General features: G+C 75.9%; 22 protein-coding genes. 7 read left to right on the forward strand and 15 right to left on the reverse strand.

Going from position 1 to position 25,610, the window contains the following annotated elements; all coding sequences use genetic code 11:
- Window positions 1–21 precede the first annotated feature (21 nt).
- The 4 genes from AC2TEW_RS07110 to AC2TEW_RS07125 form a co-directional block, all read right to left on the reverse strand.
- Complete coding sequence (locus AC2TEW_RS07110) at window positions 22–1,026, reverse strand: zinc metalloprotease (RefSeq protein WP_484622477.1); 1,005 nt, start codon at window positions 1,024–1,026, stop codon at window positions 22–24.
- A gap of 271 nt (window positions 1,027–1,297) precedes the next feature.
- Entirely contained in the window at window positions 1,298–2,179 is an 882-nt protein-coding gene (locus AC2TEW_RS07115) for an SDR family oxidoreductase (RefSeq protein WP_484622478.1), read from the reverse strand.
- Window positions 2,176–3,132 (reverse strand): alpha/beta fold hydrolase, encoded by a 957-nt coding sequence (locus AC2TEW_RS07120; protein WP_484622479.1) that lies wholly within the window; start codon window positions 3,130–3,132, stop codon window positions 2,176–2,178. Before AC2TEW_RS07120 ends, AC2TEW_RS07115 begins: the two co-directional genes overlap by 4 nt.
- Entirely contained in the window at window positions 3,129–4,679 is a 1,551-nt protein-coding gene (locus tag AC2TEW_RS07125) for a flavin-containing monooxygenase (RefSeq protein WP_484622480.1), read from the reverse strand. Before AC2TEW_RS07125 ends, AC2TEW_RS07120 begins: the two co-directional genes overlap by 4 nt.
- A 187-nt stretch (window positions 4,680–4,866) precedes the next feature.
- Between AC2TEW_RS07125 and AC2TEW_RS07130 the strand changes: the two genes are divergently transcribed.
- From AC2TEW_RS07130 to AC2TEW_RS07140, 3 genes are all read left to right on the forward strand, one after another.
- Complete coding sequence (locus AC2TEW_RS07130) at window positions 4,867–5,613, forward strand: MerR family transcriptional regulator (RefSeq protein WP_484622709.1); 747 nt, start codon at window positions 4,867–4,869, stop codon at window positions 5,611–5,613.
- Between the two features lie 382 nt (window positions 5,614–5,995).
- A complete protein-coding gene (locus AC2TEW_RS07135) occupies window positions 5,996–7,228 on the forward strand; it encodes an MFS transporter (RefSeq protein ID WP_484622481.1) in 1,233 nt (410 codons plus the stop codon).
- 80 nt (window positions 7,229–7,308) lie between these two features.
- The gene (locus tag AC2TEW_RS07140) at window positions 7,309–8,199 is read left to right on the forward strand and encodes a DMT family transporter (protein ID WP_484622482.1); all 891 of its coding nucleotides are present in this window, start codon (window positions 7,309–7,311) and stop codon (window positions 8,197–8,199) included.
- A gap of 50 nt (window positions 8,200–8,249) precedes the next feature.
- Here the strand turns inward: AC2TEW_RS07140 and AC2TEW_RS07145 are convergent, their stop codons facing one another.
- Complete coding sequence (locus tag AC2TEW_RS07145; RefSeq protein ID WP_484622483.1) at window positions 8,250–9,020, reverse strand: (2Fe-2S)-binding protein; 771 nt, start codon at window positions 9,018–9,020, stop codon at window positions 8,250–8,252.
- Window positions 9,021–9,183: 163 nt separating this feature from the next.
- Between AC2TEW_RS07145 and AC2TEW_RS07150 the strand changes: the two genes are divergently transcribed.
- The 3 genes from AC2TEW_RS07150 to AC2TEW_RS07160 all read left to right on the forward strand — a co-directional run bounded on the left by AC2TEW_RS07150 (window position 9,184) and on the right by AC2TEW_RS07160 (window position 11,941).
- Complete coding sequence (locus tag AC2TEW_RS07150; protein WP_484622484.1) at window positions 9,184–10,383, forward strand: ATP-grasp domain-containing protein; 1,200 nt, start codon at window positions 9,184–9,186, stop codon at window positions 10,381–10,383.
- A 208-nt stretch (window positions 10,384–10,591) separates the two neighbouring features.
- On the forward strand, window positions 10,592–10,999 hold the full coding sequence (locus tag AC2TEW_RS07155; RefSeq protein WP_484622485.1) for a VOC family protein: 408 nt from the start codon (window positions 10,592–10,594) through the stop codon (window positions 10,997–10,999).
- A gap of 138 nt (window positions 11,000–11,137) precedes the next feature.
- Window positions 11,138–11,941, forward strand: coding sequence for an inositol monophosphatase family protein (locus AC2TEW_RS07160; protein WP_484622710.1), 804 nt, complete (start codon window positions 11,138–11,140; stop codon window positions 11,939–11,941).
- 73 nt (window positions 11,942–12,014) lie between these two features.
- Here AC2TEW_RS07160 and AC2TEW_RS07165 read toward each other — a convergent pair whose 3' ends face one another.
- The 4 genes from AC2TEW_RS07165 to AC2TEW_RS07180 form a co-directional block, all read right to left on the reverse strand.
- Window positions 12,015–13,217, reverse strand: coding sequence for a cytochrome P450 (locus AC2TEW_RS07165; protein ID WP_484622486.1), 1,203 nt, complete (start codon window positions 13,215–13,217; stop codon window positions 12,015–12,017).
- A 65-nt stretch (window positions 13,218–13,282) separates the two neighbouring features.
- A complete protein-coding gene (locus tag AC2TEW_RS07170) occupies window positions 13,283–14,056 on the reverse strand; it encodes a tRNA-dependent cyclodipeptide synthase (protein WP_484622487.1) in 774 nt (257 codons plus the stop codon).
- Window positions 14,057–14,662: 606 nt separating this feature from the next.
- Entirely contained in the window at window positions 14,663–16,189 is a 1,527-nt protein-coding gene (locus AC2TEW_RS07175; RefSeq protein ID WP_484622488.1) for a pyridoxal phosphate-dependent decarboxylase family protein, read from the reverse strand.
- Window positions 16,186–17,577 carry a diaminobutyrate--2-oxoglutarate transaminase family protein gene (locus AC2TEW_RS07180; RefSeq protein WP_484622489.1) on the reverse strand — a complete coding sequence of 464 codons (1,392 nt, stop codon included), beginning with the start codon at window positions 17,575–17,577 and terminating at the stop codon, window positions 16,186–16,188. The genes AC2TEW_RS07175 and AC2TEW_RS07180 overlap by 4 nt, the downstream gene beginning before the upstream one ends.
- A 324-nt stretch (window positions 17,578–17,901) precedes the next feature.
- On the opposite strand from AC2TEW_RS07180, the gene AC2TEW_RS07185 reads away from it, so the two are divergent.
- Complete coding sequence (locus tag AC2TEW_RS07185) at window positions 17,902–18,576, forward strand: class I SAM-dependent methyltransferase (RefSeq protein ID WP_484622490.1); 675 nt, start codon at window positions 17,902–17,904, stop codon at window positions 18,574–18,576.
- A 206-nt stretch (window positions 18,577–18,782) separates the two neighbouring features.
- Here AC2TEW_RS07185 and AC2TEW_RS07190 read toward each other — a convergent pair whose 3' ends face one another.
- The 6 genes from AC2TEW_RS07190 to AC2TEW_RS07215 all read right to left on the reverse strand — a co-directional run bounded on the left by AC2TEW_RS07190 (window position 18,783) and on the right by AC2TEW_RS07215 (window position 25,604).
- The gene (locus tag AC2TEW_RS07190; protein WP_484622491.1) at window positions 18,783–19,739 is read right to left on the reverse strand and encodes a hypothetical protein; all 957 of its coding nucleotides are present in this window, start codon (window positions 19,737–19,739) and stop codon (window positions 18,783–18,785) included.
- A 121-nt stretch (window positions 19,740–19,860) separates the two neighbouring features.
- The gene (locus AC2TEW_RS07195) at window positions 19,861–21,201 is read right to left on the reverse strand and encodes an ABC transporter substrate-binding protein (protein ID WP_484622492.1); all 1,341 of its coding nucleotides are present in this window, start codon (window positions 21,199–21,201) and stop codon (window positions 19,861–19,863) included.
- 201 nt (window positions 21,202–21,402) lie between these two features.
- Window positions 21,403–22,047 carry a GTP-binding protein gene (locus AC2TEW_RS07200; RefSeq protein ID WP_484622493.1) on the reverse strand — a complete coding sequence of 215 codons (645 nt, stop codon included), beginning with the start codon at window positions 22,045–22,047 and terminating at the stop codon, window positions 21,403–21,405.
- Window positions 22,028–22,357 (reverse strand): DUF742 domain-containing protein, encoded by a 330-nt coding sequence (locus AC2TEW_RS07205; protein ID WP_484622494.1) that lies wholly within the window; start codon window positions 22,355–22,357, stop codon window positions 22,028–22,030. The genes AC2TEW_RS07200 and AC2TEW_RS07205 overlap by 20 nt, the downstream gene beginning before the upstream one ends.
- A gap of 167 nt (window positions 22,358–22,524) precedes the next feature.
- The gene (locus AC2TEW_RS07210; protein WP_484622495.1) at window positions 22,525–22,935 is read right to left on the reverse strand and encodes a roadblock/LC7 domain-containing protein; all 411 of its coding nucleotides are present in this window, start codon (window positions 22,933–22,935) and stop codon (window positions 22,525–22,527) included.
- Window positions 22,932–25,604 carry a sensor histidine kinase gene (locus AC2TEW_RS07215; protein ID WP_484622496.1) on the reverse strand — a complete coding sequence of 891 codons (2,673 nt, stop codon included), beginning with the start codon at window positions 25,602–25,604 and terminating at the stop codon, window positions 22,932–22,934. The genes AC2TEW_RS07210 and AC2TEW_RS07215 overlap by 4 nt, the downstream gene beginning before the upstream one ends.
- Window positions 25,605–25,610 lie beyond the last annotated feature (6 nt).

The following is a 25,610-nucleotide window of genomic DNA, read 5'->3' on the forward strand; positions in this document are numbered from 1 at the left end:
CCTGCGCGTACCCACCTGGGGTCAGGCGCGGTACGAGGCCCAGGAGTTGGTCATCCGGGTGACCTGGCCCGGGGTGAACTGGGTCATGCAGGAGTCGTAGGTGTAGTCCATGAAGTTGTGGATCGGGTCCACACCGGTGGAGCTGCAGGTGTTGCGGCCGGTCGGGCACTCGAAGGCCGCGCTGGCCTCGGCGGGGGTGTCGGCGACCGAGTCGCCGCTGCCGCTGCAGCCGCCCTGGAAGGTGTGGTAGAGCCCGAGCCAGTGGCCGATCTCGTGGGTGGCGGTGTCGCCCTCGTTGTAGTTGGCCGCCGAGCCGCCGGGCAGCGAGGTGTCCAGGATGACCACGCCGTCCATGGTCGGCTGCGAGCGGTAGGAGCTCGGGAAGGTGGCCCAGCCGAGCAGGCCGTCGCCGAGGCTGGCGGTGTACAGGTTGAGGGCGTTCGCCCCGCCCTTGTGCAGCGCGGTCTTCATCGCCTTCTCGGCGCTGGTGCCGTCGGTGATGCCGTTGTACCAGGCGGCCTTGTCGGTGTAGTCGGTGGCGGCCAGCTGGAACTTGAACGGCGTCGCGGTGTTGCCCGAGCCCTGGCCGCCGTAGGCCGCGTTGAGGACGGCGATCTGGCTGTTGATGGCGCTGGCGCTGAGCTTCCCGGTGGAGCCGCTGTGGATCACGTGGAAGTAGACCGGGATGGTGGTCGCGGCCAGGCCGCCGTCCACCATGCTCCGGGAGTCGGAGGAGCGGCGAAGCTGCTCGACGGTGGACTTCAGGTCCGCGTCCATCGCCTTGACCTGGCCGGCCGTCAGCGAGTTGGGGTCGTGCGCGGTGGAGCCCTCGGCCTGGCGCGCCGCGGCGTCGGTGTGCCCGGCCGGCTGGCCGTCCACGCAGGTGGACGCGGCGGCGGGTGCGGCGGTGGCCGCGGAGAAGGTGGCGGGCACGGCGAACTGGGCGGTGCCGAGCGCGGCGGCCAGCGCGGTGACGCCGAGGATCCGGTTGGCGATGCGCATGGCGGAGCGGGCAGGACGAGACATCTGCTCTCCCGTGGGGGTGTGGGGGGTGGCGGATTGGGGCCGCCGAGCAGAGGTTAAGCACTGCCGCCGTGTACGCGTCAGATCCGTTCCGGCCGCGAAATACTCCGGACAAATCCCCCAACTACCATAGGTTTACCGGCCATTGGGTCACCCCAGATGGAGGCTTTACATCCGGGCAACCCCACCGGAACATCGCCACCGTGGCCGGAAAACGCCCCCCGGACAGCACGGCGGGGTGCGGGGAGCCGGTCCCCGCACCCCGCCGCGCCGATCAGCTGCGGCGCACCGCCGAGTCGGCCTCGCCCCCGGCACCCACCGGGCGCAGCCGGTCCCCCGCCGTGGCCTTCAACTCCGGTGCCAGCCGGGCCACGTCACGCGCACCGACCGCCGCGATCAGGCTCGGCAGCACCCAGCGGACCGGCTGCATCCCGCGCAGCCAGGCCTGCGCGTAGACGTGCGCGGAACGCCGGGCGATACCGGCCACCAGCCGGTCGACCGCCGGGCCGAGCGGGTACGTCTTGCTGGCCGGCCAGGGCAGCCGGGCCCGCATCTGCCGCAGCACGGTGTCCTGGTCCGCACCGCGCACCATGTCGGTGTCGGTCCAGCTCAGGTAGCCGACGCCGACCTTGACGCCCTGGTGGGCGACCTCGGCGCGCAGCGAGTGGGCGAAGGCCTCGACCCCCGCCTTGCTCGCGCAGTACGCGGCCATCAGCGGCGCCGGGGTGATGGCGGCCAGCGAGGCGATCTGCAGCAGGTAGCCGCGGCTCTCCGCCAGCGCGGGCAGGAACGCCCGGGCGGTGGCCACGCTGCCCAGCAGGTTGACCTCGATCACCCGGGTGAACGCCCGGTGGTCGCTGTCCAGCAGCGGGCCGCCGATGGCGATCCCGGCGTTGGCCACCACGGTGTCGATCCGCCCGTACCGGTCCTTGATCTGCCCGGCGACGGCGGTCAGCGCCTCCAGGTCGGTGACGTCGGCCTCCCAGGACGAGGCCTCGGGCCCGCACTGCGCGGCGACCGCCTTCAGCTCCTCGGGCTCCAGGCCCACCAGCGCGACCCTGGCCCCCTGCTGCGCCAGCTTGCGGGCGGTCAGCGCGCCGACGCCACGGGCGGCGCCGGTCACCACGACCACCTGGTTCGCGATCGACGGGCTCATCCGACATCACTCCTCTGGTCCACGGAGACGAGATTGACGATCCGCCGGATCTCGCCGGCCACCTCGGCCGGCCGCTCGACCGGCGCCATGTGCCCGACCCCGGGCAGCTCCAGCAGGCCGCGCGGGTCGGGCAGGGCGGCCAGCATCCGGCGGGAGTGCACCGGCGGGGTGAGCCGGTCCCGGCTGCCCACCACCACGGCGGTCGGCACGGCCAACGCGGCCAGTCCGGCGGTGAGTTCGACCGTACCGAGCACCTGCGACCAGCTGTGCCGGGTGCTGGTCGGGCAGGCGTGCACCACCTCGGCGCAGGCCGCCACCTGGTCGGCGGTCGCGCCCGGGCCCATGGTGGCGTACTTCAGCACCGCCTTGCTGAGTCCGTTGACCGGGCCGAGCGGCAGCCTCGACTCCAGCACCAGCCGGTGCAGCGCCCGGCGCAGCCGCACCGGCCGGACGGCGGCCGGCACCAGGTCCAGCTCCGCCACCAGGTCGCTCGGGCCGGTGCTGACCAGCACCGCGCCGGCGGTCCGGGCGGCGACCTGCGCGCGGTCGGCGGCGGCCATCACGGTCATGCCCCCCATGCTGTGCCCGGCCAGCACGGCCCGCCGTCCGGCGGGCACCAGCTCGGTGAGCACCGCCTCCAGGTCGTCGGCCAGCTTGCCGGTGGAGTACCCGGCCGGGGTGGCGGGCCGGTCGCTGCCGCCGTGGCCGCGCTGGTCGTAGGCGATCACCCGGTGGTCGCCGGCCAGCCGGTGGATCACCGGCGCCCAGAACGCCACCGAGCAGGTCCAGCCGTGCGCCAGCACCACCACGGGGGCGCCGGCGGGGCCGTACGACTCGGTGTGCAGCCGGGTGCCGTCGGCGGAGCGCACCAGCCGGCTGTCGGCGGGGTCGGGCAGCGCGTACGGGTCGGCGGGCAGGTGCGGGCCGGCGGGGGTGTGCGGGCCGGCGCTCATGCCCGGGCCTCCTCGACGGCGGGGGACGTGGCCACGGCCGCGGCCGGACGCTTGATCAGCTCGTACTCGGCCAGGTCCACCCGGCGGGTGGCGCGCCGGAACGCACTGGTGGAGCCGGGCCACAGCACGGTGTTGCGGCCGGAGGCGTCCAGGTACCAGCTCTTGCAGCCGCCGGTGCTCCACACCGTGCGGTCCATCCGGTGCTGGAGCTCGAGGTTCCAGTGCCGCTGGGCCCGGGCGGTCGGCTGGAGGGCGGCGGCGCCGACGGCGTCCAGTGCGGCCAGCGCGTCGATCAGGTAGTTCAGCTGGGACTCGATCATCAGGATCATCGAGCTGTTGCCGAGGCCGGTGTTGGGGCCGATCACGAAGAACAGGTTGGGGAAGCCGCGGACGGTCGAGCCGCGCAGCGCCTCCATGCCGTCCTTCCACTCCTCGGCGAGCGCCCGGCCGCCGACGCCGAACACCCGCTGGGCGATGGGCATGTCGGTGACGTGGAAGCCGGTGCCGAAGACGATCGCGTCCACCTCGTGCTCGCTGCCGTCGGCGGCCACCAGGGTGGAGCCGCGCAGCTCGCGCAGGCCGGACGCGACCACCTCGGCGTTGGGGGCGGCGAGCGCCGGGTAGTAGGTGTTGCTGAGCAGGATCCGCTTGCAGCCGATCCGGTAGTCCGGGGTGAGCTTGGCGCGCAGCGCCGGGTCGGCGATCGAGCGGGCGATGTGCCGCACGGCCATCTGCTGGACCAGCCGCAGCGCGCCGGGGCGGCGGACGAAGGCGTCCACCTGCAGCTCGCGCAGCGCGAACAGGGTGGCCCGGCGCAGCCGGCCGGTCGGCGGGATCCGGGTGTGCAGCCACTTCTCCAGGGCGGAGATCTCCCGGTCGGCGCGCGGCAGCACCCAGCCGGGGGTGCGCTGGAAGACGGTCAGCCGGCCGACCTTCGGCTGGATCGCCGGGACGATCTGGGCGGCGGAGGCGCCGGTGCCGACCACCGCGACGCTCTTGCCGGTGAGGTCGTAGTCGTGGTCCCAGCGGGAGGAGTGGAAGACCTTGCCGGGGAAGTCCGCGAGACCGGGCAGGTCCGGGATCTGCGGGTCGGCGAGCGGACCGGCCGCGGAGACCACCGCGTCCGCGGTCCACTCGCCCCGGGTGGTGCGGATCCGCCAGCGGGTCCGCTCCTCCTCCCAGCGCAGTTCCTGCACCTCGGTGTCGAAGCGCAGGTGCGGGCGCAGCCCGAAGACGTCGGTGACCTTCTCCAGGTAGGCGCGGATGTCGGGCTGGCCGGAGAAGCTGCGAGGCCACTCGGGGTTGGGTGCGAAGGAGAAGGAGTAGAGGTGGGAGGGGACGTCGCAGGCGCAGCCGGGGTAGCTGTTGTCGCGCCAGGTGCCGCCGACCGAGGAGGCGCGCTCCAGGATGACGAAGTCGGTGATGCCGGCCCGGCGCAGCCGGACGCCGGCCCCGAGCCCGCCGAAGCCCGAGCCGACCACGGCGACCCTGACGTGCGGGGTCGTGGCGGGCGGCGGCGTGGCGGGCTGCTTGGTGCGAGGAACCATGCGGGCGGACCTCCTGGGCGAGGTGGGGGGTGCATGACCGGGGTGCATGACGGGATGCATGACCATTAGAACCTTGCCAGTAATCACTGGCACGATTGGCAGGGTAGTCCTTGCTGACAGTTCATGGAAGAAGCCCGACCGCACCGGTTCCGCCGCCGGCCCGCCCTATGCTGGCGGCGTGGCGGACATGGAGATCGAACGGGAGGGCTCGGCGGCGCGCCGGTTCCGGGTCGGGGAGCTGGCCGAGGCGGCCGGCATCACCGTGCGCACGCTGCGCTTCTACCGCGAGCGCAAGCTGCTCCAGCCGCCCCGCAAGGAGGGCCGGATCGCCTGGTACGGCGAGGAGCACCTGGCCCGGCTGCGGGTGATCGCCGAACTGCTGGAACGCGGGCACGCCCTCGGCGGCATCGCCGAGCTGATCGGCGCCGGGGAGAGCGGCCGCGACGTGGCCGAGCTGATCGGACTGCAGGACGCGATCACCGCCCCCTGGTCCGACGAGACCCCGGTCCACCTCGACTGGGCCGAGCTGAAGGCCTCCTTCGGCGACCAGCTGACCGAGGAGAACACCGCCGAGTCCATCGCCCAGGGCTACATCACGGTCGAGGACGACGGCATCACCCACATCAGCCGGCGGCTGATGGACGCCACCATCGCCCTGGTCGACGAAGGGGTGCCGCTCGCGGCCGTGCTCGCGGCCAGCCGCACCGCGCAGGAGCACGCCGACGCCATCGCCGAGTCCTTCATCACGCTGATCGCCGACCAGCTGCTGCAGCCGCTCGACCAGGTGGACCGGCTGACCCCGGCGGAGGCGGCCCGGCTGCGCGACCAGGTGCTGCGGATCCGGCCGCTGGCCCGGGCGGTCGCGGACACCCAGTTCACCCTGGCGATGGACCGCCGGGTGCGGGCCGAGTACGAGCGGCTCAGCGGCCACTGAACGGCCCGGCGCGGGAGCTTGCCGCGCGACGGCCCATCAAGTTAGGCTTACCTAAGCTCGGCCGGCCGGAGCCTCGCGGCCCCGGTCCAACGGCATCGGCGTCCGCGCGAGGGGTCTCGCGGGCGCCGGCGATCCCACGGCCCCGTCCGCCCGGTGACGGTCCATCAGGGCGGGCGGGGCCGTGGGCGTTTCGCACAGTCCCGGTTGGCTGCTCCTCCAAGCCGCCCTCGGACGACGCCCCGCCGCCGCTGGGCGATCCGACGCTTCCGGCCGCACCCGCCGCACCCGTACGGTCGAGGCTCACCCGCAGCTGCCGGACCAGCCAGGGCCGACGGACGGGAGGCGGGCACCCCGACGCGGCCGAGCCCGGGGGGTGGCGGCCGTGGCCGCTGTCGCAACGTTCCGCACCGCAGTCCGCCTGACCGGCCGCCGCGTCCTGCTCTGGTCGCTGCTCGGCCGGCTGCCCAACGCGATGTGCCCGATCGGCAGCCTGCTCCTGGTCAGCCACGACTCCGGCAGCGTGTGGCGGGGTTCGGCCGCCGCCGGCACGCTGGCGGTGGCCCAGGCGGCGGCCGGTCCGCTGGTCGGCCGGCTGGCCGACCGCCGCGGCCAGCGTCCGGTCGGCCTCACCGCCGCCGCCGTCAACGCACTGGCGATCCTCGCCCTGGTCGCCGCCTCCCGGAGCGGACTGCCGCTCTGGCTCCAGCTGGTGCCCGCCGCACTGATCGGCCTGTCGGTTCCGCTGGTCGGACCGCTCTCGCGCAGCCGCTGGGTCCGGCTGGCGGGCGGCGACCGGGCGGCCACCGGCGCCGCGATCTCGCTCGACGGCATCATGGACGAGATCAGCTTCACCGCGGGGCCGGCCGTGATCGGCGTCCTGGCGGCGCTGGCCGACCCCGCCGCCGGACTGCTGCTGGCCGCCGCCCTGGTCGGCATCTGCGGGACCCTGTTCGCCCGCCACCCCACCGCGCCGCCCGGTACCCCGCCCGCCCGCCGGCACGGCGGCGCCCCCCTGCTGACCGCACCCTTCGTGCTGCTGCTGGCCGGGATGGCCCTGCTCGGCGCCTGCTTCGGCTCGGTCCAGGTCGGCGTCACCGCCACCGCCGAGCGGCTCGGCCACCCCGGCGCGGCCGGCCTGCTGTACGGCCTGATCGGCCTGACCAGCTCGTTCGCCGGGGTGGCCACCGCGGCCCTGCCGGCCGGGTTCGCACTCGCGGCTCGGTTGAGGGCCGCCACCGTCCTGCTGCTCGCCTCCTCGCTGCTGCTGCCCGGCGCCGCCGGGATGACCGGACTCGCCGTCGGCGTCGGCTGCCTCGGGGTGGCCATCGCGCCGCAGATGATCACGATGTTCGGTCTGACCGAACGCGCCGTCCCCGCCGACCGCCTCGGCGAGGCGATGGCGGCGCTGGTCAGCAGCATCACGCTGGCCCAGTCCGCGGGCACCCTGCTGGCCGGATGGCTCGCCGACCGGTCCGGGGCCTCGGCACCGTTCCTGGTCACCTGCGCGGCGGCCGCCCTCGCCGCGGTGCTCGCCCTGACCACCGCCACCGAGGCCCGCTACCGGCGGCGCCCCGAGGCGGCACACCGCCCGCTGACCGGGGCCCGGTCGGGCTGAGGCCCGGCCGGCCGCCCCGGCCGCAGGTGGATGGCGGAAACCCGCTGTTCAGGGCCGGGCCGCCGCCGTAGGTTGGCCGGATGGCTCTCTCCGACTCCGTGCCCGCCACCGCCCGACCCGACCGCAGAGCGCTCGCCGCGGCGACCACCACGGTGGTGCTGTGGGCCTCCGCGTTCGTCGCGATCCGCGGCGCCGGGACGCACTTCGGCCCGGGCGCGCTCGCCCTCGGGCGGCTGCTGGCCGGGTCGGTGGCGCTGGTCGCGCTGCTGCTGCACCGGCGCGAGGGGCTGCCGCCGCGCGCGGCCTGGCCGGGGATCGCGGTCAGCGGGCTGCTCTGGTTCGGCGCGTACATGGTGGTGCTCAACTGGGGCGAGCAGCAGGTCGACGCGGGCACCGCGGCGATGGTGGTGAACATCGGCCCCGTGCTGATCGCCCTGCTCGGCGGCAAGCTGCTCGGCGAGGGTTTCCCGCCGCGGCTGCTCGCCGGGATGGCGGTCTCGTTCGCCGGCGCGGTGGTGGTCGGCCTGTCGACCTCGGGCGGCGGCTCCAGCTCGCTGCTCGGCATCGTCCTGTGCCTGCTGGCCGCGGTCAGCTACGCCGGCGGGGTGGTGGCCCAGAAGCCCGCGCTGCGGCACGCGTCCCCGCTGCAGACCACCACCTTCGGCTGCCTGGTCGGCACGGCGGCGTGCCTGCCGTTCACCCCGCAGCTGGTCGCCGAGGTCGGCACCGCCCCGCTGTCGGCCACCCTCGGCGTGGTGTACCTCGGCCTGTTCCCGACCGCGCTCGCCTTCACCACCTGGGCGTACGCCCTGGCCCGCACCACCGCCGGACGGATGGGCGCCACCACGTACGCGGTGCCCGCGCTGGTGGTGCTGATGGCCTGGGCCGTGCTCGGCGAGGTGCCGGCCCCGCTCGCGCTGGCCGGCGGTGCGCTGTGCCTGGCGGGCGTCGCCGTCTCCCGCCGCCGCTGAGCATCCCCGCGCCGGGTACCGGCGGATCACTCAGGCCTCCGGCGGGGCGCTCAGGCCTCCAGTCGGCGCACCCGCTCCTCGTCGGCGGTGCGCGGGCAGGTGACGCAGGCGTCGTCCGGGCGGATCGCGTAGTAGAGGCAGCAGCCGGCCCTGGTCCTGGTCCAGTGGGTGCGCCCGGCCGTGCCGGTCAGCCGGCGGAAGGCCCCGGCGCCCGGGAACGGCGGGGTGCCGCCCGGCAGGACGGCCTCGGCCGCCTCCACCGCCCGGTCCTCCTCCCCCAGCAGCCGGCCGAGGTACCAGATCCCGGAGACCAGGTCGTCGGCGGCCATCCCCCACAGGGCCCGCGGCCCGCGCCGGACGTACGGCTGGAAGGCCGCCAGGACCGGGCCGAGGTGCTCGGCCACGGCCGTGCGCAGCTCGGCCTCGCCGCCGGCCGCCCACTCGCCCGGACTCAGCGCGAGGCGGCCGTCGGACGGGTCCACCCACAGGTCCGTGGCGCGCAGGCGCGGCACCCGGCCCTCCAGGTACCAGGGGCCGCTGATCAGCAGGCAGGCGGCCCAGAGGTAGGTGTGCAGGGCGCGGGAGGCGGCGACGTGCTCGCGGGGGGTGCGGCCGTGCTCGGCGGCGATCCTCGCGCTCTCGGCGGCGACCATCTCCTCGGCCGCGCAGGCGAGGGTGTCGGCTCTGCGCCAGTTCCCGCCCGCCATCGGCCGCCGGGCGAGTTCGACCCGCAGCACGCCGTCGCAGGCGGCGAACAACAGCCGGTAGGTCTCGGCCAGTTCGTCCGTCCGGCAGGGCTGACCGGCCGTCAGTTGGAGCATCGGGACTCCCCATGAGCGCTAAGGTGAGGCTCACCTTAGTTCATATTCGACGGTCCATCGATCGCGCATCCGGGTGATGTCGCGATCAGGGTGTGCCGAAGGCCCGTTCCGGCCAGGATCCACGGGCCGTCCCACCCCTTCGGACCAGCAGCGAGGATCACCCATGCGGCTCTATCTGCTCGCGGTCAACCCGACCGACTCCGTCACCCTCGGCTTCCTCCCGGCCGCCGCCCGGCTGGGACTGGACGTCACCGTGCTCACCGACTGCCCGCGGCAGCACCGCGAGGCGTACGCGGACCTCGCGCACCCGCCCCAGGTGCTGGAGTGCGCGGTGCAGGACTTCCGCGAGGTGGTGGCGCTGATCTCGCGGCACCCGGCGCCCGACGCGGTGTTCAGCAACAGCGACCACCTGCAGACCCAGACCGCCCTGGCCGCCGCCTACTTCGGCCTGCCCGCCAAGGACTGGCGGGCCACCCTGCGGGCCAAGAACAAGGCCGAGCTGCGCCGGCACCTGGCCGCCGCCGGACTGGACGCCGTCCGGTCCGCCGAACTCGCCCCCGGCCAGGACCCGGCCGAACTCGACCTGCCGTTCCCGTGCGTCGTCAAACCCCGCGAGGGGGTCGCCAGCGAGGACGTGGCCCTGGTCGCCGACCACGCCGAACTCGCCGCCCGCTGCGCGCAGATCAGGCAGCGCCGGGGCCCGGCGGCCACCCTGCTGGTCGAGGAGTATCTGACCGGCGCCCTGCACACCCTGGAGACCCTCGGCGACGGCGACACCCGCCTGGTGCTCGGCGGCTTCCGGACCCGGCTCTCACCGCCGCCGTACTTCATCGAGGAGGTGCTGGAGTTCACCCCCGCCCACCCGCCGGCCGTGACCGCGCAGGTACTCGCCCAACTGGACGCGGCCGGGGTCGGACTCGGCGCCTGCCACACCGAGTTCGTGGTCCAGCCGGACGGCCGGGCCCGGCTGATCGAGGTCAACTACCGCGCCATCGGGGACCAGTGCGACCTGATGCTCCAACACCTGCTGGACATCCCGTACTTCGACCTGGTGCTGGCGGCCCACCTCGGCCGTCCGCTGCCGGCCGGGCCGCTCCCGGCCACCGGCCGCCGGGCCCGGGTCGAGGCGGTCTGCGCCGACCGCGCCGGGGTGCTGGCCGCGGCCCCGGCGGCGGCCGCCTGGGAGGCCGACGGCGTCCGGTTCAGCTACCGGCCGACCCGCGCCGTCGGCGAGCGGCACGAGCACTACCGCACCAACCGCGACTACCTCGGCATCGCCTGGGCGATCGGCCCCGACCAGGCCGCCGCCGACGACGCCGTCGCCGGGTTCCTGGCCGCCAACCGCTGGGAGGTCACCCCCTGACGCCCCCCTGACCGGCGGGCCCGCACCGCTCACCCGTCCGGAGTACACCGGAGCGGGCCGCCCGAGGTCCGCCGCCCGCCCCGCCGCGCGGGCCGGACCGGGCCGGACCGAGGCCGGGCCCGGCGCGCGCCCGCGACGGCGCCGCGTCACCGGCCCGCGCCGGGGAGCAGGATGGGAGCCGGACCCCGGAGCGAGAGGAACGGCAGCCATGGACTGGAAGCTCGAGGTGGTGGTGGTCCCCGTGGTGGACCTCGACCGCGCCAAGCGGTTCTACCAGGAGCAGGTCGGCTTCGGGCTCGACCACGACACCCGGATCGGCGAGCACAGCCGCGTGATCCAGCTGACCCCGCGCGGCTCCGGCTGCTCGATCGTGCTGGGCACCGGCATCCCCCAGTCCGTCCCCGGCTCGCTGCGCGGCCTGCAACTGGTCGTGGACGACGTCGCCGCGGCCCGCGCCGAACTGGCCGGCCGGGGCGTCGACGTCACCGAGGTCCGGCACCTGGACCGCAGCGGCGAGTGGCGGCCCGGCCCGGGCGAGCCGTGGAACTCCTTCATCTTCTTCGACGACCCCGAGGGCAACAGCTGGGTGATCCAGGAACGGCCCGCCGCCGCCTGACCGTGCGGCCGCCCGACCGGCGGTCCCGGTACAGGTCCGGCGCAGGTCCCGGCGCAGGTCCCGAGGCAGGTCCCGGCGCGGATCCGCACCGTACGGGGTGCGACAGTGGTACCCGGCGAAAGGAGCGGTCAGGTGCTGATGGAGAAGGTGGCGGAGATCCTCGCCGAGGCGTCGGCCGAAGCGGTGGAGCCCCGGTTCCGGGCACTGGCCGCCGGCGAGGTGATGGAGAAGGCCCCCGGCGAAGTGGTCACCGTCGCCGACCGCGAGGCCGAACGGATCATCACCCGGCGGCTGCAGGAACTGCTGCCGGTGCCCGTGGTCGGCGAGGAGGCGGTCTCCGCCGACCCCGCCCTCGCCCGGGCACTGCTCGCCGAGCCCGCCGTCTGGCTGGTCGACCCGGTCGACGGCACCTCCAACTTCGTCGCCGGGCGCCCCGAGTTCGCGGTGATGGCCGCCCTGGTCCGGGACGGGAACACCGTCGCGTCCTGGATCTGGCAGCCCGTCACCGGCACCGCGTACGCCGCCGAACTCGGCTCCGGCGCCTGGCGCGACGGGCACCGGATCCACCGCGAACCGGCCGGCCGGCTGCCCGAGAAGTGGCACGGCCTGCTCAAGAGCCGCTTCCTCGACCCGGCCACCCACCACCGGCTGCACAGCCGGGCCCGCGCCTTCGGCCGGCTGGAGGAGGGCCTGCGGTCGGCCGGCATGGAGTACCCGCTGCTCGCCGACGGCGGGGTGGACTTCATCCTGTACTGGCGCACCCTGCCCTGGGACCACGCCCCCGGCTCCCTGCTGGTGACCGAGGCCGGCGGGATCTCCGCCCGCCTCGACGGCACCGCGTACCGGCCGGAGCCGCCGGGCTGCGAGGACGGCCTGCTGGTCGCCGCCGACCCGGACCTGTGGGCACGGGCCCGCGACATCCTGCTCGGGCTCGACGGCTGACGGCCCGACGGCTCGACGGCTCGACGGCCGACCGGCCCGGCGGCCGTGGGGCCCGGAGCGGCTGCCGGACCCGCTACCAGACCACCGGCAGCCGCTCCGGCAGCCGCTTGATGAAGCCCGGGCGCCAGGCCAGCTGCTCGGCCGGCAGCGCCAGCCGCAGCTCCGGGAGCCGCCCGACCAGCGCGGTCAGGGCGATCCCGGCGTGGGTGCGGCCGAGCGCGGAGGCCGGGCAGTAGTGGCGGCCCGCCCCGAACGCCAGGTGCGGCCCCGCCGGCCGGTCGAAGTCGATCCGCTCCGGGTCCGGGAACACCTCCGGGTCGTAGTTGGCGCCCTCGACCAGCACCAGCACCAGCTCGCCCTGCTTCACCAGCACCTCGCCCAGCTGGACATCGGCCAGCGCGAGCCGCGGCAACGCGTCACCGATCGACAGGTTGTACCGGAGCAGTTCGTCGACCGCCCGGTCGATCACGGCCGGGTCCTGCCGCAGCCGGTCGGCCAGCTCCGGACGGCGGGCCAGCGCGATGATCGCGTGCAGCAGGAACGCCGAGGTGGAGACCGCCCCCGCACCGAACAGCGAGAGCGCCACCGTGGCCAGCAGTTCGTCACCGACGCGGTCCGAGTCGTCCGGTGAGCGGCGCAGTTCGGCGAACCGGCCGAGCAGCCCCTCGGTCGGCCCCGGATCGGCGGTGAGCCGGGCCGTCATGTAACCGAGGTCCTTGTACCAGTTGGGCGTCGAACCCTCGAACGGCGCCGGGCTGGTGATGAACGCGACGTCGATGCCGGACATCAGCCGGCGCCAGTCGTCGGTGGGCAGGCCGAGCAGCCGGCAGTGCAGCGCGGCGGAGTACGGCTCGGCGAAGCCGTCCCGCAGGTCCGCCGGCGGGCCCTGCTCCACCAGCACGTCCAGCAGCCGGTGCGCCTCGGCCTCCAGCCAGCCGCCCAACTCCCGGTCGGCGCGCGGGTTGAGGGTCTTCATCACGGCGTTGCGCAGACCGGCGCTGTTGATGTTGCCCATGTTGTTGACCACCTCCGGGGGGATGGTCAGCGCGTACTGGCGGGGCACCCCGGGGTTGGCGGTGTCCTTGAGGCTGAACCGCTCGTCCTCCAGCACCTTCTTGGCCAGCCGGTGGCTGCTGACCAGCCAGGCCTCGTCACCGGTCATGGTGCGGACCCTGGCGACGGGGTGCTTCTCCCGTAGCAGCGCCGCCTCCTCGGGCAGCACGTCGCCGCGGGCGGAGAGCGGGAAGGTGAACTCGGGTTCGGCGGTGGTGGTCATCGGGGTGCGCTCCTCTGTGAAGGGGGTGTGGGTCGTGCGGAAGGACCGGGGTGGGACCGGGGTTCTCAGGCCGCGAGCGGGTTCGCCGCGAGGCGGGGCCGGACCACCGCGTAGCCCTGGGCGGGTGCCGCGCGCAGGCCCTCGCTGCGGCCGAACAGCACCGGCGTGAGCGGGAGTTCGAGGTGGTAGCAGGAGATCGAGGAGGGCACGTCGAGCAGGGCGGGAGTGTCCAGGAAGAAGGGCAGCTCGGCGGCGATGTACGCGACCCCGGCGGCCAGTTGGGCCGGTGTCGGGGCGGCCGAATCCACCAGCCTGGCCTGCAGGAACCCCCGGGCCATCCCCTCGGTCGCGGCCCGCAGCACCGGGTCGCCGCCGAGCGCGGCCAGCACCGCGGCGTGCAGGCCGCGGTAGGCCGCCCGGTCGGTCAGCTCGGAGAGCGCGTGGGTGCGGACACCGTCGCGGTCCGCGTCCTCGACGGCCCGGCGGATCCGCCGCCGGGTGGCCTTGACCTCCTTGGCCGCGCGGCGTTCGGCCTGCTCCAGCGGATAGCCGGCGGCCTCGAACTGTGCCGCGACATGGAGATCGGCGTGCACCACGTCCACCGCCGCGAAGAACTCCCTGCCCCAGCATATGAGTTCGGCGAGTCGCTGATGACTGAAGTAGCTGTTGCCGGGGCTGACCCCGATCAGCAGGTGGTCTCCCCGCTCGAAGACCTCCCGGCAGCGGCCGGAGAACGGGACCGCCTCGAAGGCCCCGAGGGCGGTGATCCGAGTGGTCCGAGTGGTCCGAGTGATCGGAGTGGTCGAAGTGGCAGGGGTGGTCAGAAGTGTGTCGCTCATACCGCGGCCTCCGCGTCGCAGGGCTGGCTCCGCCGGCCGGCGGCGGCCGGGCACGGCGGAGAGGGTCGGGGCGGTGCAGGGTGGGTGAGGGGGTGCGGGCCGCCACGGCACACGGCGCCGGCCGGGATGAGGCCGGGACAGGGGGAACGGTGGCGGCGGACGCCGGACCGGGGCAGGGTGCCGCGCCGGACCGGCGGGAGGAACGGACCAGAGGCAGGGCCCGGCAGATCAGCCGGAGACGGCCCTGCCAGGCCGGCCCGAGGACCGTGGGGACGTGCCGGGGCGACAGGCCGAAGTGACCGCACGGACGCGGCGGCACATGGTGGATCCCCCTTGCGCCGCTAGTCCCTGGAAGCCGTGTGCTCCCGGTGTGGCGGCGGCTACCCGAAGTTACCGCCGCCGTTCCGCTTCCCGGCAAGCCAAGATCAGGGGATGGCGGAAAAGCGATTCGGTACGGCCGAAATCGACTGGACAATGGCCGGGAAAGTCTGTTCACGGAGACTTGTCAGCCGCCACGCCACCCGACGGTCACCGCAGGTCGGAGCCGGTACCGCCAGTGGACATTCCCCCAATTCCCCAGCCGTGAAAGGAGTTCCGACTGTGCCCTCAGCCGAATTCCGGGGTGCCGCCGGACCGTTCCACCGCGCGGCCGGCACGGACGATCCCGGCCAGCAGCGCCGCGGTGTCCTCGACGGTGGTGTGCGGGTTGAGCAGGGTCAGTTTCAGCCGCACCCGGCCGGGGCCGTCGCCCGGCAGCTCGGTCCGGCCGACCACGGCCCGGCCCGACCGCAGCAGCACCCGGCGCAGCTCCGCGTTGACCCGGTCGGCCACCGCCGGGTCATCACCAGACGGGCGGTAGCGGAACACCACCGTGGTCAGCACCGGTTCGCAGGACAGCTCGAGCGCCGGGTCGGCCTCGACCGCGCGGGCCGTCGCCCGGGCCAGGTCGTGGCAGGCGTCCACCAGGCGGCCGAGCCCGTCCCGGCCGAGGGTCCGCAGGGTGACGGCCAGCTTGAAGCCGTCCGGGCGGCGGGTGGTGCGCAGCGAACGGCCGAGCAGGCTCGGGTACCCGGCCCGCTCGTCGTCGGCCGGGTTGAGGTACACCGCCCGGCGGGCCAGCGAGGCGTAGCTCGCGGCCTCCCGCACCAGGAACACCCCGGCGGCGGCCGGCTGCCAGCCGAGCTTGTGGAAGTCCAGCGAGAGCGAGTCGGCCCGGTCGATGCCGTCCAGCAGCGGGGCGAGCCGGCGCGAGAACAGCGCCCCGCCGCCGTACGCGGCGTCGACGTGCAGCCAGGCGCCGTACCGGGCGGCCAGGTCGGCCGCCCGGTGCAGCGGGTCGACCGCACCGGTGTCGGTGGTACCGGCGGTGGCGACCACGGCGATCGGGGTGCAGCCGTCGCGGACCGCCGCGGCGAGCGTGTCGGCGAGCGCGGCCGGGTCCATCCGCAGCCCGCGGTCGACCGCGACGCCGAGTACCGCCCGTTCGCCGAGGCCGAGCAGGGCGGCGGCGCGCTGCACCGAGAAGTGCGCCGCCCGGGACGCCACGATCACCGGCCGGACCCCGGCGGGCAGACCGTGCAGCTCCACCTCGGCTCCGGGCGCGCCGAGGGTGCGGTCGCGGGCCAGCATCAGGCCGAGCAGGTTGGACTCGGTGCCGCCGGAGGTCACCACACCCGCGGCCGATCCGGGCGGATGGCCCACCAGTGCGGCGAGTTCGGCCAGCAGCTCGGTCTCGAAGGCGGTGGCGGCCGGGGCCTGGTCCCAGGAGTCCTGGGACGGGTTGAGCGCGCCGACCGCCAGGTCGGCCGCGACGGCGACGGCCAGCGGCGGACAGTGCAGGTGCGCCGCGCACGCCGGATCCGCCGGGTCGGCGGCGCCCTGGGCGAGGTGGGTGGTCAGCCGCAGCAGCGCGTCCGGGTCCGGCTCGTCCCGGCCGTACCGCAGCACGCCCGCGAACTGCTCGGCCAGCCGGGCCGGTTGACCGGCCGGGATCGGCCCGCCGCGCTGTTCGGCGCCCACCGCCAGAGCCGTCAGCACGAGGTCCAGCAGCGGGCGGAGCGCGTCCGGACCGTGGACCCCGCCGGACAGGGCGGCGGGAGCCGCGGGGGCGGGAGGCGGAGGCTGGTCGCTCACCGGGGGACGTCAGGCGTCGAGGAGCGGGCCGCGGACTCGATCGCGTCGCAGAGCCGGTCCAGCACCGCCTCGGTCTGCTCGTCGCTGATGGTGAGCGGCGGCAGCAGCCGCAGCACCGCGTCGTGGCGGCCGCCGAGTTCGACGATCAGGCCGCGCTCCAGGCAGGCCTGCCGGACCCGGACGGCCAGCGCCGGGTCCGGCGGCAGCGCGCCGCAACTGTCCGGCCCGGCCGACGGATCGACCAGCTCGACCCCGATCATCAGCCCCCGCCCGCGGACGTCGCCGACCGCCGGGACCCTGCTCTTCAGCCCGTCCAGCCGGGCGGTCATCCGCGCCCCGACCAGCTCGGCACGCGCCACCAGCCCCTGCGCGGCGACGTACCGCAGGGTGGCCGCGCCCGCCGCCATCGCCAGCGTGTTGCCGCGGAACGTGCCGGTGTGCGCGCCGGGCTGCCAACCGTCGTACTGCTCGCGGTAGACCACCACCGCCAGCGGCAGGCTGCCACCGATCGCCTTGGACAGCACCATCGCGTCCGGCAGCACCCCGCTGTGCTCGACCGCCCACATCGCACCGGTCCGGCCGACCCCGGTCTGCACCTCGTCCACGATCAGCGGGATGCCGCGCTCGGCGGTGATCCGGCGCATCTCCCGCAGCCACGCGTCCGGCGCGGGCACCACGCCGCCCTCACCCTGGACGGCCTCCAGGATCATCGCGGCGGGCGGCAGCACCCCGCCCGACGGGTCGTCCAGCAGACGTTCGGTGTACGCGGCGGACAGCTCCGCGCCCCGCTCGCCGACCCCGAACGGGCAGCGGTACGGGTACGGGTAGGGCAGCCGGGTGACCTCGCCGCCGCTCGGCAGCGGGGACTTGACCGCGACGCTGCCGGTGACCGCGAGCGCGCCGGCCGTCATCCCGTGGTACGCGCCGGTGAAGGCGAGCGCGCCGCGGCGGCCGGTGGCCGTCTGCATCAGCTTGAGCGCCGCCTCGACCGCGTCGGTGCCGGCCGGGCCGCAGAAGTGCACCCGGGCGCCGGCCGCGAACTCCGGCGGGAGACTGGCGAACAGGGCGGAGGTGAAGTCGTCCTTCTCGGCGGTGGCGAGGTCCAGCAGGTGCAGCGGGGCGCCGCTGTCCAGGGTCCGGCGGATCGCCTCCAGCACCACCGGGTGGTTGTGACCGAGCGCCAGGGTGCCCGCGCCGGACAGGCAGTCCAGGTAGCGGCGGCCGTCCGCGCCCTCCACGGTCATGCCGTTGGCGCGCACCGGGACGATCGGGAAGGACCGGGCGTACGTCCGGGCGGCCGACTCGCGGATGCGCTGGCGGCGCAGGATCGCGTCGCCGGCGGGGGCGGTGGTGTCGACGGTGGCGGCCGTGTCGACGGCGAGGGTCACAGGCTGGCTCCCTTTGGTTAGGTAAGCCTAACTTTACCGACCGCGCTGCGGCGATCCCGCACCGCCACCGAACTCCACCCGACCGGGTGATCCCCGGCCGCCGGGGCAGCGCGCGGAGCGGAGCGGCCTTGCGCGCGGGCACCGTCGACCGGGACAACGAGCGGGAGCGTCCGGGGACACGGGGGGCGGGCGGGCGATCGGGGGCGGACTCGGGCGCGGGGGGCGGATTCGGGGGCGGGGGCTGGCGCGGGGCGGGCGCGGGCGCGGGCGCGGGCGGTGGTGCGGCGACTACGCTGCGGGGAGCACCGATCGAGGGAGTACGCCGTGTCCGACGCAACCGCCGCCCGGCCCGGGGACGGAACGGGCGAACTGGCCCGGACCCGGGAGTTCTTCGCGGCACGCGCCGCCGGCTGGGACGCGAAGTTCCCCGACGACGGGCCGCGCTACGCCCGGGCCATCGCCGAACTCGGCATCAGCGCAGGCGACTTCGTGGTGGACGCGGGCTGCGGCACCGGGCGGGCGCTGCCCCTGCTGCGGGCCGCCGCCGGGCCGCACGGCACCGTCCTGGGCGTGGACCTCACACCCGAGATGATCGACCTGGCCCGTGCCCACCGCGGCAGCGCCGACCTGCTGGTGGCCGACTGCGCCCGGCTCCCGCTGCGCGACGCGGTCGTCGACCTGGTCTTCGGCGCGGGCCTGATCTCCCACCTGCCCGGCCCCGGCACCGGCCTGCGCGAACTGGCCCGGATCACCCGCCCCGGCGGCCGCCTCGCCCTCTACCACCCGATCGGCCGCACCGCCCTCGCCGCCCGGCACGGCCGCCGGATCACCCCGGACGACCTGCGGGCCGAACCCAACCTCCGCCCGCTGCTGGACGCCTGCGGCTGGGAGCTGACCGCGTACACCGACACGGACGAGCGGTACCTGGCGGTGGGGGTGAGGGGTGGGGGCGGCGCCCGCGCGAAGGAGCGGGACCGGAGCGGGGGCGCCGCGGTGTAGCAGCGGGGCAGGTCGTCGGGGGCGGCGCCGGGTACGGGCCTACCGGCCCGCGCAGTTCCCCGCGCCCCTGAACAGACCCGGCCCGGGCCGGAAGGCGGGAGCCGTACCCGGAGTGCGGGTGGGCACCCTTCCGACGCGCGCAGTTCCCCGCGCCCCTGAAGAACGCCCCCTCAAGCAAGCCCGCCCAGCGCCCCGGGGGGTGGGGGTCAGATGTCGGCGTTGCCGCTGATGGCCCAGGCGAGGCCGGTGGCGGGGTCCTCGAGGGTGAGGTGGAGGTAGCGGACCTCGTCGGTGGGTTCGGCCCAGGTGAAGCAGCGGAGGCGGGCGACCAGGGAGTCGATCTCGGGGCGGGACGGGCGGGGGCTGCCGGTCATCGCGGCGAGGACGCGCCACAGGGCGAGGCGGCCGTCCGCCGCGCCTTGGGCGGGGTGTTCCGAGCCGACCCGGACCAGGGCGGGGTAGGCGGCGGCGAACGGCAGGTGGCCGCCGTTGACGCGGCCCGGGGGTGCGGTGCGGGCGGCGGCGTCGCGGCCGGTGCCGCGGACGCAGGAGACGGTGGCCCACGGGGCCAGGACGGCCAGCAGCCGGGTGGCGGCCAGGCCGCGGACCGGTTCGCCGGGGGCGGGCAGGTCGACCTGGCCGAGGCCCTCGCGGGTGGCGGGCAGTGCCGCGGGCACCCGCAGGGCGCCGCCGTCCCTGAGGTACTCGGGGACCAGGCCGCCCTCCTGACGGCCGGCCGCCTCCCAGCCGGCGAGGGTCAGCGGGACGCCTTCCGGGTCGGGTTCGGCGTCGGCCGTGAGGTCCTCGCCGAGCAGCACCCGGGTGTGGGTAACGAGCCGCCGGACGGGCGCGGCGTCGAGCAGCGGGGCCAGCCGCCGCCAGGGGTGACGGGTCGCCAGGACCTCCCACAGCGGCCCGGCGTCGTGGTCGGCCGGGCCGGCGGCGGTGTCCGGTCCGCCGTCCGGGTCGAACAGCCGGGCGGCCAGCTCGGGCGGCGCGCCGTACGCGATCAGGTGACCGAAGGGCGCCGCCTCGGCCGCCCCCACCGCCTGCCCGTGCCGCGCCACGGCCGCCGCCCGGGTCCGCCGGTAGGCGTCGAGCAGCTCCGGCCAACGGCTCTCGTCGGCGAGCGCGGCCAGCCTGCGGTGCTGATAGGTGATCACGTTTGGAGCGTACGACGCCGGTCCTCGCATCGGCCGACAGCGGGCCGGTTCGGTGCGTCGCCCACGCACCGGTGCCGCGGGCGCCTTCCGGCCGGCGGCCGGGCGCCGCCCGGGCCCCGGGTCACTGCGGCGGCTTGCCGCCGGTCAGGACCCAGCGGACGTCGACGAAGCCGCTCTGCTGCTCGGTCAGGCGGCCGCCCTTGACCTGCTGGAAGGTCACCCAGGTGTTGGTCAGCCGCGGGGACTCCGCGCTCGGCAGCATGTCGCCCTGGCCCCAGTTCAGCGGCGGGGTGACACCGCCGGTGTCGATCGAGTCGCCGCTGTCCAGCTGGGCCCGCATGCCCTTGGCGGTGAGCGGCTGGCCGGCCGAGGAGATCCGGTCGACGGCCTGCAGGAAGGTCTGGTAGGCGACCCAGGTGGTCTGGACGGCGAGGTCCGAGGTGTCGATCGGCCGGCCGCCGGCGCCGGCCGCGTTGCCCGCGGTGCTGCGCAGGTCGTCCCAGACCTTTGACGACTCGGGCGGGTACCAGCCGGTCGCGAAGGACCCGTTGAGCGGGCTCTTCGCGCCCCCGGTGGTGTCGATGACGGCCTGCTGGATGCTGCCGATCACGGAGGCCAGCTGGGTGCGCTTGGGGGCCAGCTGACGGTAGGCGTCGAGCAGGAGCAGGGTCTGCTCGGGTCCGAGCGCGACGGTGACGCAGTTGCCGGACCGGTCGTCGCCGATCGCCTTCTGGGCGACCGGCAGGACGGCGGCCGCGTTGGCCGCGTTCTCCGGCACCTTGACGTCGGCGAGCTTGATCCCGGCGGGCGAGATCGCGCCGGAGAGGTAGCGGGTGAGGGTGTCGCCGATGCCGTTGTCCGGGCGGACCAGGGCGACCGCCTTGCAGCCGGCCGCGGCGAGCTGCCGGCCGCTGCCCGCGATCAGGGTCGGTGTCCCGCCGGCCACCGGGTAGGACAGCGGGCTGCTGAACTCCGAGCCGGAGAGCCCGTAGCCGCCGAGGTAGGGGATGCCGGCCTCCTCCAGCAGCGGCATGAAGGTGTCGCCGTACTGGCTGTACGAGCCGATCACCGCGACCGCGTGGGCCGCGATGGCCTGGTGGGCGCAGTCGGTGACGCCGGCGGCGGTGTTGTGCTCGTTGCAGGTGAGCACCTTGAGCTTGTGTCCGGCCGGGCCGCCCTTGGCGTTGACCTCGCGGGCGATCTCCTCGGCGAGGGCGGTCACCCCGGGGCGGTCGGCGGAGCCGGTCCCGGACGGGGCCCAGGTCATCACGGTGAGCGGGCCGTCGCTGTCGGAGGCACCGGCCGGGCCGCCGCAGGCGGCTGTCGCCAGCAGCGCCGGGAGCAGGGCCGCGGTGGCCGCCAGGGCGGCGGCCCGGCGCCGCGCGCGGCCGCGGGGGCCCGCGTCCGTCCGCCGGGCAGCCTCGCCGGGTCGGTCCCCGGGCGCCACGGTCCGCCTGCTCATGCTGCCTGCCCTCGTCGGTCTGCGGGCGGCGCGGGAGCGCGCTCGCCCGGCCGACAGCCAAACGGCACCGGCACACGATCAGGCCGACACCGCGCGAACACCGGGCGGACGGCGTCGAAACAAACAGGGTTGTCCGTACAGGTTTGACCCGGGTCACGCCGCCTGACCGACCTTCAACCGAGGCTGGTGGCGGCCGAATTCCTAACCCGCGACCTCCGCCAGCAGCCGGGCGGCGTGCACCCGTCCGGCGTGCTCGACCAGGCTGATCAGTACGCTCTTGCCGGAGTCGCGGCGCCGGGCGTCGCAGAGCACCACCGGCGTGGCCGGGTCCAGGTCGAGGGCCGCGGAGACGTCCTCGGCCCGGTGCACCCGGCTGCCCGCGAACTGGTTGACCGCGACCACGAACGGGATGCCGCGGTGCTCGAAGAAGTCGACGGCGGGGAAGCAGTCGGTCAGCCGCCGGGTGTCGGCGAGCACCACGGCTCCGAGTGCCCCCTGGGCCAGTTCGTCCCAGAGGAACCAGAACCTGTCCTGTCCGGGGGTGCCGAACAGGTAGACCGACAGGCCCTCGCGGATGGTGATCCGGCCGAAGTCCATCGCGACCGTGGTGGTGGTCTTCCGTTCCACCCCGCCGAGGTCGTCCACGCCCCGCCCGGCGGCGGTGAGTTGCTCCTCGGTGCGCAGCGGGCGGATCTCGCTGACGGAGCCGACGAGGGTGGTCTTGCCCACCCCGAACCCACCAGCGACCAGGATCTTCAGGGCCAGTACCGGGGTGTCGGCCGGGCGCGGGTGCGCGACCGGTGCGGGGGTACCGGGCGGTGTCGGGTCACAGTGCGCGGAGTCCATGGACGATCTCCTGGAGGATGTGTGCGTCGGGCAGCAGGGCCGGCGGTACGGGGCGGCCGACCCGGATGTGGCCGGCGTCCAGCAGGTCGCCGAGCAGCACCCGGACCACGCCGAGGGGGAGGTCGAGTTCGGCGGCGATCTCCGCGACGGAGAGCGGTTCGCCCCCGCAGAGCTCGAGGATGACGGCCTGCTCGGGGCCGACCGGCGGGTCGACGCCCGCCGGCACCTGCCCGGTGACCAGCGCGATCAGGTCGAACTCCGGTCCGCCGGCTCCGGTCCGGCCCCGGGTCACGGCGTACGGTCGGACCATCGGGCCGGCCTCCTCGTCGTACCAGCGGTCGGGCGACGGCACATCAGGTGGTCCGGGCGGGGGCCCGGGTGGGGAGCCGGGCGGGGGCCCGGGCGGGGAGCCGGGTGGCCGCGGGGGCGGCAGGGGTGGCGGTACGGGTGGGCGGCGCGGCGGGTACGGCACCCCGCTCAGTCCCCGGCCGCACTGCGCGGCGGCGTGCGGAGGTGCTCGCCGACGCGGCGGACCAGCCGGGCCATCTCGTAGGCGATCAGGCCGAGATCGGCCCCCGCGCCGGCGAAGACGGCCAGGCAGCTGCCCTCGCCGGCGGCCGCGACGAACAGGAACCCGTGCTCCAACTCGACCATGGTCTGGCGGACTTCGCCCGCCTCGAAGTGCCGCCCGGCGCCCTTGGCGAGGCTGTGGAAGCCGGAGGCGACGGCGGCCAGGTGCTCGCCGTCCTCGCGGCCGATCCCGGCCGAGGTGCCCATCGCCAGGCCGTCGGAGGACAGCATCACCGCGAACCGGGCCTCGGCCACCCGGGCGACCAACTCGTCCAGCAGCCAGTTGAGTTCGCCCACGGGGCGGGTGGTGCCGATCATCGGTGCTCTCCTTCCGGTCCGATCGGGCGGACCGAGGCGGTGGGGCCGGTGGGGGTGCCCGGGTCGGCGGCGACCCGGTGCGGGGCGAGGCCGCGGACCCAGCCCTGCCGGTAGGCGGACATCGCGGCCCGGGCCTGTTCCGGATCGCGGTCGAACGGTGCGGGCCCGCCGCTGCGGGGGCGCGGGCCGGACGGGGTGCCGCGGAGCTGCGGCGCGAGGCTGGCCTGGCGGACCCGCTTGGGCAGTTCGGCGTCCCCGGCGTCCCCTGCGTCCGCGGGCGCTCCGGGCGGTTCGGCGGCCGGGTCCGCCGGGGCCGCCGGGGCCGCGGGCGGTGCGGGGGCCACCGCCGGGCGGGCGGTCCGCCCGGCGGCGGCCCGGAACGGGGTGGGCCGCAGCACCCCGGGTTCGGAGCCCCGCGCGCCGAACGGCAGCGCGGTGGCGGGCGGCCGGACCGGAGCCGTCCCCGGCCGCCCGGCCGGGAGCGGGGTCCGGGCCGGTACGGCGGCCACCGGGCCGGGCCCGCCGGACGTTGCGGTGGACGGCCCGCCGGACGACGCGGTGGCGGCCGGGGCGGCGGGGCGCACCGCCGGTTCCGGCGTCCGGAGCAGGGCGGTGGGCAGCAGCACCACGGCGGTGGTGCCGCCGTACGCGGACGGCCGCAGGGCGACCCTGACCTCGTGGCGCTTGGCGAGCCGGCTGACCACGAAGAGGCCGAGCCGGTCGCTGTCGAACAGGTCGGTCTGCTCGGTGGCGGCGATCCGGCGGTTGGCGTCGGCGAGCGCCTCCGGGCCCATCCCCAGGCCCCGGTCCTCGATCTCCAGGGCGTAGCCGGTGCCGACCGGTTCGCCGTGGATGTGCACCTTGGTGTGCGGCGGCGAGAACCCGGTGGCGTTCTCGACCAGTTCGGCGACCAGGTGGGTGAGGTCGGCGACGGCGGTGCCGGCCAGCGCCACCGGCGGCAGCCGGTGGACCTCGACCCGGGCGTACTCCTCGACCTCGGCGACGGCGGCCCGGACCACGTCCACCAGTGGGACCGGCCGTCGCCAGGCGCGGCCGGGGGCGGCGCCGGAGAGGATGATCAGGCCTTCCGCGTGGCGGCGCATCCGGGTGGTCAGGTGGTCGAGCCGGAACAGGTCGTCCAGTTCGGCCGGGTCCTCGGTCCGGCGCTCCATCGCGTCCAGCAGGGTGAGCTGCCGGTGGACCAGGACCTGGCTGCGCCGGGCGAGGTTGACGAAGACCCCGGAGACCCCGGAGAGCACCTCGGCCCGCTCCACGGCGGCGGTGACGGCGGCCCGCCGGACGGTGCCGAGCGCGCCGTGCACCTGGCCGATCTCGTCGTCCCCGTGCGGGCTCAGCGGGGCCTCGGTCTCCACGTCGATCTCCTCGCCGGCGCGCAGCCGCCGCATGGTGGCCGGGAGTTGGCGGCCGGCCAGTTCCAGGGCGGAGTTCCGCAGGCCGATCAGCTCGGCGACCAGTCCGCGGCCGATCTGCACCGAGATCAGCAGCGAGGCGACCACCGCGCACAGGCCCAGCAGCACGGCGGCACCGGCCGGGGTGAGCAGGCCGACGGTGTACGGGTCGGCGCGTTCCAGGGCGGCGGCGGTGGCCGCGGACTGGACGTCCGCCAGCCGGCGGGCGGTGCTGTCGGCGGCGACCACCCACCGGTCGGGGGCGACCGCGGCGGCCGCCGCCCGGCCGTCGGCGGAGGTGCGGACGGCGTCCTCGAAGCGGACCAGGTCCTGGTGGTCGCCGTCTTGGACGAGCGCCACCAGGGCGGCCCGGTCGGCGGGCCGCAGGTCGCCGGCGGCCGTCTGCTCGAACAGCCGGCGGGCGTAGGCGGCCGCGCCGAACTCGCGGAGCTGGTCGTCGGGGAGGCGGCCGAGGGCCTGGCCGGGCCGCAGCAGCGCGTCCTCGCGGGCGAGCAGTTCGCGGGAGCGGGCGAGTTCCAGCAGCACCCGGGCGTCCGAGCCGCCGGGCCGGTCCGCCTCGGCGGCGACCGCGCCGGTGACCTCCAGCGCGCGGTCCACCGCGGTGCCGTAGGCGCCGTAGGCGTCGGCCCAGGTGACGGTCCTGGCCAGCAGCCTGGTCCGCAGACCGGCGAGGCCGGCGACCGCGGCGGTGAGCGCGTCCACCCGGTCGGCGGTGGCGGCGCCGAGGCCCTCGGCGTCGGCCCGGTTGTAGCCGGGGGCGAGGGCGAGCGGGGCGGCGGCCCGGTCGGTGGCGGCGGCGGTGTCGCGCAGCGTGCTCTCCCGGACCGGGCCGGGGGCGGCCAGCAGTTCCCCGGCGGCGGCCCGTTCGGCCTGCAGCGCGGCCACGGTGGCCTCGACCGGGACGCGCAGCGCGTGGTCCACGGACCGGACGCGGCGCAGTGCGGCCACGTCCTGGGCGGTGGTCACGGTGGCGAAGGACCACAGCGCGATCACCGACACCACCGGGACCATCAGCAGCGCGAGGATCTTCGCGCGGACGGTGCGGGGCCGCAGCGCCGGGCCCGGCGAGGGCCGGGGGACGGCCCGGGCCGGGGCCGGGCGGCCGGTCCGCTCCTCGCGGGCCGGCGGGCCGGCGTGGGCGCCCCGGCGCTGGCCCCCGGTGCCGGGCCGGACGGGGCCGCGCGCCGCGCTCGGGGAGGCCGTCGGCGCGCTGCGGGAGGTGCCGCGGCGTACGCGCATGGGTGG

Source organism: Kitasatospora sp. NEAU-CNBT7, from assembly GCF_057220535.1.

Bases quoted from the DNA above. Each gene is read 5' to 3' on its own strand.
- AC2TEW_RS07110 (WP_484622477.1), bottom strand. From the start codon at position 1,026: ATGTCTCGTCCTGCCCGCTCCGCCATGCGCATCGCCAACCGGATCCTC.
- AC2TEW_RS07115 (WP_484622478.1), bottom strand. From the start codon at position 2,179: ATGAGCCCGTCGATCGCGAACCAGGTGGTCGTGGTGACCGGCGCCGCC.
- AC2TEW_RS07120 (WP_484622479.1), bottom strand. From the start codon at position 3,132: ATGAGCGCCGGCCCGCACACCCCCGCCGGCCCGCACCTGCCCGCCGAC.
- AC2TEW_RS07125 (WP_484622480.1), bottom strand. From the start codon at position 4,679: ATGGTTCCTCGCACCAAGCAGCCCGCCACGCCGCCGCCCGCCACGACC.
- AC2TEW_RS07130 (WP_484622709.1), top strand. From the start codon at position 4,867: ATGGAGATCGAACGGGAGGGCTCGGCGGCGCGCCGGTTCCGGGTCGGG.
- AC2TEW_RS07140 (WP_484622482.1), top strand. From the start codon at position 7,309: ATGGCTCTCTCCGACTCCGTGCCCGCCACCGCCCGACCCGACCGCAGA.
- AC2TEW_RS07145 (WP_484622483.1), bottom strand. From the start codon at position 9,020: ATGCTCCAACTGACGGCCGGTCAGCCCTGCCGGACGGACGAACTGGCC.
- AC2TEW_RS07150 (WP_484622484.1), top strand. From the start codon at position 9,184: ATGCGGCTCTATCTGCTCGCGGTCAACCCGACCGACTCCGTCACCCTC.
- AC2TEW_RS07155 (WP_484622485.1), top strand. From the start codon at position 10,592: ATGGACTGGAAGCTCGAGGTGGTGGTGGTCCCCGTGGTGGACCTCGAC.
- AC2TEW_RS07160 (WP_484622710.1), top strand. From the start codon at position 11,138: ATGGAGAAGGTGGCGGAGATCCTCGCCGAGGCGTCGGCCGAAGCGGTG.
- AC2TEW_RS07165 (WP_484622486.1), bottom strand. From the start codon at position 13,217: ATGACCACCACCGCCGAACCCGAGTTCACCTTCCCGCTCTCCGCCCGC.
- AC2TEW_RS07170 (WP_484622487.1), bottom strand. From the start codon at position 14,056: ATGAGCGACACACTTCTGACCACCCCTGCCACTTCGACCACTCCGATC.
- AC2TEW_RS07195 (WP_484622492.1), bottom strand. From the start codon at position 21,201: ATGAGCAGGCGGACCGTGGCGCCCGGGGACCGACCCGGCGAGGCTGCC.
- AC2TEW_RS07200 (WP_484622493.1), bottom strand. From the start codon at position 22,047: ATGGACTCCGCGCACTGTGACCCGACACCGCCCGGTACCCCCGCACCG.
- AC2TEW_RS07205 (WP_484622494.1), bottom strand. From the start codon at position 22,357: ATGGTCCGACCGTACGCCGTGACCCGGGGCCGGACCGGAGCCGGCGGA.
- AC2TEW_RS07210 (WP_484622495.1), bottom strand. From the start codon at position 22,935: ATGATCGGCACCACCCGCCCCGTGGGCGAACTCAACTGGCTGCTGGAC.
- AC2TEW_RS07215 (WP_484622496.1), bottom strand. From the start codon at position 25,604: ATGCGCGTACGCCGCGGCACCTCCCGCAGCGCGCCGACGGCCTCCCCG.